General features: G+C 59.3%; 7 protein-coding genes and 2 pseudogenes. 5 read left to right on the forward strand and 4 right to left on the reverse strand.

Annotated features, from left to right (window positions below):
- Positions 1-121: 121 nt before the first annotated feature.
- The 4 genes and pseudogenes from repC to C4F37_RS26440 form a co-directional block, all read left to right on the forward strand.
- Positions 122-301: pseudogene (repC, locus tag C4F37_RS26415) on the forward strand (replication protein C, IncQ-type); the annotation flags it as partial.
- A 307-nt stretch (positions 302-608) separates the two neighbouring features.
- Positions 609-1,424, forward strand: a complete 816-nt coding sequence (gene sul2, locus C4F37_RS26430) for a sulfonamide-resistant dihydropteroate synthase Sul2 (RefSeq protein ID WP_001043260.1) — start codon at positions 609-611, stop codon at positions 1,422-1,424.
- 60 nt (positions 1,425-1,484) lie between these two features.
- Positions 1,485-2,288 (forward strand): aminoglycoside O-phosphotransferase APH(3'')-Ib, encoded by an 804-nt coding sequence (gene aph(3'')-Ib / locus C4F37_RS26435; RefSeq protein ID WP_001082319.1) that lies wholly within the window; start codon positions 1,485-1,487, stop codon positions 2,286-2,288.
- A complete protein-coding gene (locus C4F37_RS26440; RefSeq protein WP_000480972.1) occupies positions 2,288-3,124 on the forward strand; it encodes an aminoglycoside O-phosphotransferase APH(6)-Id in 837 nt (278 codons plus the stop codon). The genes aph(3'')-Ib and C4F37_RS26440 overlap by 1 nt, the downstream gene beginning before the upstream one ends.
- A 321-nt stretch (positions 3,125-3,445) precedes the next feature.
- Here C4F37_RS26440 and tetR(A) read toward each other — a convergent pair whose 3' ends face one another.
- Positions 3,446-4,072 (reverse strand): tetracycline resistance transcriptional repressor TetR(A), encoded by a 627-nt coding sequence (tetR(A), locus tag C4F37_RS26450; RefSeq protein ID WP_031606906.1) that lies wholly within the window; start codon positions 4,070-4,072, stop codon positions 3,446-3,448.
- Positions 4,073-4,177: 105 nt separating this feature from the next.
- On the opposite strand from tetR(A), the gene tet(A) reads away from it, so the two are divergent.
- Positions 4,178-5,377, forward strand: coding sequence for a tetracycline efflux MFS transporter Tet(A) (tet(A), locus tag C4F37_RS26455; protein ID WP_000804064.1), 1,200 nt, complete (start codon positions 4,178-4,180; stop codon positions 5,375-5,377).
- Positions 5,378-5,408: 31 nt separating this feature from the next.
- On the opposite strand, the gene C4F37_RS26460 is transcribed toward tet(A), so the two are convergent.
- The 3 genes and pseudogenes from C4F37_RS26460 to C4F37_RS26470 form a co-directional block, all read right to left on the reverse strand.
- Positions 5,409-6,320, reverse strand: a complete 912-nt coding sequence (locus C4F37_RS26460) for a DMT family transporter (protein ID WP_065897011.1) — start codon at positions 6,318-6,320, stop codon at positions 5,409-5,411.
- Entirely contained in the window at positions 6,254-6,745 is a 492-nt protein-coding gene (locus C4F37_RS26465; RefSeq protein ID WP_000131187.1) for a DNA-binding domain-containing protein, read from the reverse strand. Before C4F37_RS26465 ends, C4F37_RS26460 begins: the two co-directional genes overlap by 67 nt.
- 91 nt (positions 6,746-6,836) lie before the next feature.
- A pseudogene (locus C4F37_RS26470) lies at positions 6,837-6,911 on the reverse strand (IS6 family transposase); the annotation flags it as partial.

Below are 6,911 nucleotides of genomic sequence, written 5' to 3' on the forward strand. Positions count from 1 at the left end.
AGTACCAGCGTACGGCCCACAGAATGATGTCACGCTGAAAATGCCGGCCTTTGAATGGGTTCATGTGCAGCTCCATCAGCAAAAGGGGATGATAAGTTTATCACCACCGACTATTTGCAACAGTGCCTCCATAGATACCTTGTGCGGCTATGTCTGGCCGTCAGAGGCCAGTGGTTCGACCATGCGCAAGCGCCGCCAGCGGGTGCGCGAGGCGTTGCCGGAGCTGGTCGCGCTGGGCTGGACGGTAACCGAGTTCGCGGCGGGCAAGTACGACATCACCCGGCCCAAGGCGGCAGGCTGACCCCCCCCACTCTATTGTAAACAAGACATTTTTATCTTTTATATTCAATGGCTTATTTTCCTGCTAATTGGTAATACCATGAAAAATACCATGCTCAGAAAAGGCTTAACAATATTTTGAAAAATTGCCTACTGAGCGCTGCCGCACAGCTCCATAGGCCGCTTTCCTGGCTTTGCTTCCAGATGTATGCTCTTCTGCTCCTGCAGCTAATGGATCACCGCAAACAGGTTACTCGCCTGGGGATTCCCTTTCGACCCGAGCATCCGTATGATACTCATGCTCGATTATTATTATTATAGAAGCCCCCATGAATAAATCGCTCATCATTTTCGGCATCGTCAACATAACCTCGGACAGTTTCTCCGATGGAGGCCGGTATCTGGCGCCAGACGCAGCCATTGCGCAGGCGCGTAAGCTGATGGCCGAGGGGGCAGATGTGATCGACCTCGGTCCGGCATCCAGCAATCCCGACGCCGCGCCTGTTTCGTCCGACACAGAAATCGCGCGTATCGCGCCGGTGCTGGACGCGCTCAAGGCAGATGGCATTCCCGTCTCGCTCGACAGTTATCAACCCGCGACGCAAGCCTATGCCTTGTCGCGTGGTGTGGCCTATCTCAATGATATTCGCGGTTTTCCAGACGCTGCGTTCTATCCGCAATTGGCGAAATCATCTGCCAAACTCGTCGTTATGCATTCGGTGCAAGACGGGCAGGCAGATCGGCGCGAGGCACCCGCTGGCGACATCATGGATCACATTGCGGCGTTCTTTGACGCGCGCATCGCGGCGCTGACGGGTGCCGGTATCAAACGCAACCGCCTTGTCCTTGATCCCGGCATGGGGTTTTTTCTGGGGGCTGCTCCCGAAACCTCGCTCTCGGTGCTGGCGCGGTTCGATGAATTGCGGCTGCGCTTCGATTTGCCGGTGCTTCTGTCTGTTTCGCGCAAATCCTTTCTGCGCGCGCTCACAGGCCGTGGTCCGGGGGATGTCGGGGCCGCGACACTCGCTGCAGAGCTTGCCGCCGCCGCAGGTGGAGCTGACTTCATCCGCACACACGAGCCGCGCCCCTTGCGCGACGGGCTGGCGGTATTGGCGGCGCTGAAAGAAACCGCAAGAATTCGTTAACTGCACATTCGGGATATTTCTCTATATTCGCGCTTCATCAGAAAACTGAAGGAACCTCCATTGAATCGAACTAATATTTTTTTTGGTGAATCGCATTCTGACTGGTTGCCTGTCAGAGGCGGAGAATCTGGTGATTTTGTTTTTCGACGTGGTGACGGGCATGCCTTCGCGAAAATCGCACCTGCTTCCCGCCGCGGTGAGCTCGCTGGAGAGCGTGACCGCCTCATTTGGCTCAAAGGTCGAGGTGTGGCTTGCCCCGAGGTCATCAACTGGCAGGAGGAACAGGAGGGTGCATGCTTGGTGATAACGGCAATTCCGGGAGTACCGGCGGCTGATCTGTCTGGAGCGGATTTGCTCAAAGCGTGGCCGTCAATGGGGCAGCAACTTGGCGCTGTTCACAGCCTATCGGTTGATCAATGTCCGTTTGAGCGCAGGCTGTCGCGAATGTTCGGACGCGCCGTTGATGTGGTGTCCCGCAATGCCGTCAATCCCGACTTCTTACCGGACGAGGACAAGAGTACGCCGCAGCTCGATCTTTTGGCTCGTGTCGAACGAGAGCTACCGGTGCGGCTCGACCAAGAGCGCACCGATATGGTTGTTTGCCATGGTGATCCCTGCATGCCGAACTTCATGGTGGACCCTAAAACTCTTCAATGCACGGGTCTGATCGACCTTGGGCGGCTCGGAACAGCAGATCGCTATGCCGATTTGGCACTCATGATTGCTAACGCCGAAGAGAACTGGGCAGCGCCAGATGAAGCAGAGCGCGCCTTCGCTGTCCTATTCAATGTATTGGGGATCGAAGCCCCCGACCGCGAACGCCTTGCCTTCTATCTGCGATTGGACCCTCTGACTTGGGGTTGATGTTCATGCCGCCTGTTTTTCCTGCTCATTGGCACGTTTCGCAACCTGTTCTCATTGCGGACACCTTTTCCAGCCTCGTTTGGAAAGTTTCATTGCCAGACGGGACTCCTGCAATCGTCAAGGGATTGAAACCTATAAAAGACATTGCTGATGAACTGCGCGGGGCCGACTATCTGGTATGGCGCAATGGGAGGGGAGCAGTCCGGTTGCTCGGTCGTGAGAACAATCTGATGTTGCTCGAATATGCCGGGGAGCGAATGCTCTCTCACATCGTTGCCGAGCACGGCGACTACCAGGCGACCGAAATTGCAGCGGAACTAATGGCGAAGCTGTATGCCGCATCTGAGGAACCCCTGCCTTCTGCCCTTCTCCCGATCCGGGATCGCTTTGCAGCTTTGTTTCAGCGGGCGCGCGATGATCAAAACGCAGGTTGTCAAACTGACTACGTCCACGCGGCGATTATAGCCGATCAAATGATGAGCAATGCCTCGGAACTGCGTGGGCTACATGGCGATCTGCATCATGAAAACATCATGTTCTCCAGTCGCGGCTGGCTGGTGATAGATCCCGTCGGTCTGGTCGGTGAAGTGGGCTTTGGCGCCGCCAATATGTTCTACGATCCGGCTGACAGAGACGACCTTTGTCTCGATCCTAGACGCATTGCACAGATGGCGGACGCATTCTCTCGTGCGCTGGACGTCGATCCGCGTCGCCTGCTCGACCAGGCGTACGCTTATGGGTGCCTTTCCGCAGCTTGGAACGCGGATGGAGAAGAGGAGCAACGCGATCTAGCTATCGCGGCCGCGATCAAGCAGGTGCGACAGACGTCATACTAGATATCAAGCGACTTCTCCTATCCCCTGGGAACACATCAATCTCACCGGAGAATATCGCTGGCCAAAGCCTTAGCGTAGGATTCCGCCCCTTCCCGCAAACGACCCCGACCCGCGCCACGGCCCACGAGCGGACGCCGCAGCAGGAGCGCCAGAAGGCCGCCAGAGAGGCCGAGCGCGGCCGTGAGGCTTGGACGCTAGGGCAGGGCATGAAAAAGCCCGTAGCGGGCTGCTACGGGCGTCTGACGCGGTGGAAAGGGGGAGGGGATGTTGTCTACATGGCTCTGCTGTAGTGAGTGGGTTGCGCTCCGGCAGCGGTCCTGATCAATCGTCACCCTTTCTCGGTCCTTCAACGTTCCTGACAACGAGCCTCCTTTTCGCCAATCCATCGACAATCACCGCGAGTCCCTGCTCGAACGCTGCGTCCGGACCGGCTTCGTCGAAGGCGTCTATCGCGGCCCGCAACAGCGGCGAGAGCGGAGCCTGTTCAACGGTGCCGCCGGCCTGCTCCTCAAGCACGGCCCCAACAGTGAAGTAGCTGATTGTCATCAGCGCATTGACGGCGTCCCCGGCCGAAAAACCCGCCTCGCAGAGGAAGCGAAGCTGCGCGTCGGCCGTTTCCATCTGCGGTGCGCCCGGTCGCGTGCCGGCATGGATGCGCGCGCCATCGCGGTAGGCGAGCAGCGCCTGCCTGAAGCTGCGGGCATTCCCGATCAGAAATGAGCGCCAGTCGTCGTCGGCTCTCGGCACCGAATGCGTATGATTCTCCGCCAGCATGGCTTCGGCCAGTGCGTCGAGCAGCGCCCGCTTGTTCCTGAAGTGCCAGTAAAGCGCCGGCTGCTGAACCCCCAACCGTTCCGCCAGTTTGCGTGTCGTCAGACCGTCTACGCCGACCTCGTTCAACAGGTCCAGGGCGGCACGGATCACTGTATTCGGCTGCAACTTTGTCATGCTTGACACTTTATCACTGATAAACATAATATGTCCACCAACTTATCAGTGATAAAGAATCCGCGCGTTCAATCGGACCAGCGGAGGCTGGTCCGGAGGCCAGACGTGAAACCCAACAGACCCCTGATCGTAATTCTGAGCACTGTCGCGCTCGACGCTGTCGGCATCGGCCTGATTATGCCGGTGCTGCCGGGCCTCCTGCGCGATCTGGTTCACTCGAACGACGTCACCGCCCACTATGGCATTCTGCTGGCGCTGTATGCGTTGATGCAATTTGCCTGCGCACCTGTGCTGGGCGCGCTGTCGGATCGTTTCGGGCGGCGGCCGGTCTTGCTCGTCTCGCTGGCCGGCGCTGCTGTCGACTACGCCATCATGGCGACGGCGCCTTTCCTTTGGGTTCTCTATATCGGGCGGATCGTGGCCGGCATCACCGGGGCGACTGGGGCGGTAGCCGGCGCTTATATTGCCGATATCACTGATGGCGATGAGCGCGCGCGGCACTTCGGCTTCATGAGCGCCTGTTTCGGGTTCGGGATGGTCGCGGGACCTGTGCTCGGTGGGCTGATGGGCGGTTTCTCCCCCCACGCTCCGTTCTTCGCCGCGGCAGCCTTGAACGGCCTCAATTTCCTGACGGGCTGTTTCCTTTTGCCGGAGTCGCACAAAGGCGAACGCCGGCCGTTACGCCGGGAGGCTCTCAACCCGCTCGCTTCGTTCCGGTGGGCCCGGGGCATGACCGTCGTCGCCGCCCTGATGGCGGTCTTCTTCATCATGCAACTTGTCGGACAGGTGCCGGCCGCGCTTTGGGTCATTTTCGGCGAGGATCGCTTTCACTGGGACGCGACCACGATCGGCATTTCGCTTGCCGCATTTGGCATTCTGCATTCACTCGCCCAGGCAATGATCACCGGCCCTGTAGCCGCCCGGCTCGGCGAAAGGCGGGCACTCATGCTCGGAATGATTGCCGACGGCACAGGCTACATCCTGCTTGCCTTCGCGACACGGGGATGGATGGCGTTCCCGATCATGGTCCTGCTTGCTTCGGGTGGCATCGGAATGCCGGCGCTGCAAGCAATGTTGTCCAGGCAGGTGGATGAGGAACGTCAGGGGCAGCTGCAAGGCTCACTGGCGGCGCTCACCAGCCTGACCTCGATCGTCGGACCCCTCCTCTTCACGGCGATCTATGCGGCTTCTATAACAACGTGGAACGGGTGGGCATGGATTGCAGGCGCTGCCCTCTACTTGCTCTGCCTGCCGGCGCTGCGTCGCGGGCTTTGGAGCGGCGCAGGGCAACGAGCCGATCGCTGATCGTGGAAACGATAGGCCTATGCCATGCGGGTCAAGGCGACTTCCGGCAAGCTATACGCGCCCTAGGAGTGCGGTTGGAACGTTGGCCCAGCCAGATACTCCCGATCACGAGCAGGACGCCGATGATTTGAAGCGCACTCAGCGTCTGATCCAAGAACAACCATCCTAGCAACACGGCGGTCCCCGGGCTGAGAAAGCCCAGTAAGGAAACAACTGTAGGTTCGAGTCGCGAGATCCCCCGGAACCAAAGGAAGTAGGTTAAACCCGCTCCGATCAGGCCGAGCCACGCCAGGCCGAGAACATTGGTTCCTGTAGGCATCGGGATTGGCGGATCAAACACTAAAGCTACTGGAACGAGCAGAAGTCCTCCGGCCGCCAGTTGCCAGGCGGTAAAGGTGAGCAGAGGCACGGGAGGTTGCCACTTGCGGGTCAGCACGGTTCCGAACGCCATGGAAACCGCCCCCGCCAGGCCCGCTGCGACGCCGACAGGATCTAGCGCTGCGTTTGGTGTCAACACCAACAGCGCCACGCCCGCAGTTCCGCAAATAGCCCCCAGGACCGCCATCAATCGTATCGGGCTACCTAGCAGAGCGGCAGAGATGAACACGACCATCAGCGGCTGCACAGCGCCTACCGTCGCCGCGACCCCGCCCGGCAGGCGGTAGACCGAAATAAACAACAAGCTCCAGAATAGCGAAATATTAAGTGCGCCGAGGATGAAGATGCGCATCCACCAGATTCCCGTTGGAATCTGTCGGACGATCATCACGAGCAATAAACCCGCCGGCAACGCCCGCAGCATCGCGACCGTCATCGGTGAGAAGTTCGGCAGGTATTGGGTGGTGACAATGTAGGTGCTGCCCCAAATGGCAGGTGCTATCGCTGTGAACAATAAATCGGGGCAGACGGCGCTTCCAGCGTGACGACCATGCCGAGCACGCAGCGGGTGAACACGTCGATGGCGAGGGTCAGGTACGGGCGGCCAATAGGTTGCCGGTCGCGGTCATCGACCACGATCAGGTCGATGACCGTATGGTCTATCTGCACCTGCTCCAGCGGCGCGGTCACGGCAGGAGGCTCGCCGCCCACACCTTGTAGGTCACGAGCGGCATCCTGGCCTTCCCGCCGGCGGATGACCTTGCGCGGGTCAAGGCTAGCGATCCGTAAGGCCACGGTATTGCGCGCCGGCACTCGCAGTTTTTGAGCCTTGCACACCTGAGTGACTTCGCGGTGAAAGGCCGCTAGGCTGCGCTTCTGCTTGGTCAGGAACCGCTTTTGCAGTAGCTCGTGGATGACGCGCTCGACCGGTTCCGGCAAGCGCCCCTTACCTTTACCTCCACCGGACTGGCCGGGCACCAGATCCGTCACGAGGCCGCTGCCTTGCCGGGCACGCCGGATCAGAACGTAGGCACTGTTGCAAAGTTAGCGATGAGGCAGCCTTTTGTCTTATTCAAAGGCCTTACATTTCAAAAACTCTGCTTACCAGGCGCATTTCGCCCAGGGGATCACCATAATAAAATGCTGAGGCCTGGCC

The sequence above is a fragment of the Escherichia sp. R1 genome, assembly GCF_003000935.1.
GTDB lineage: Bacteria > Pseudomonadota > Gammaproteobacteria > Enterobacterales > Enterobacteriaceae > Escherichia > Escherichia coli.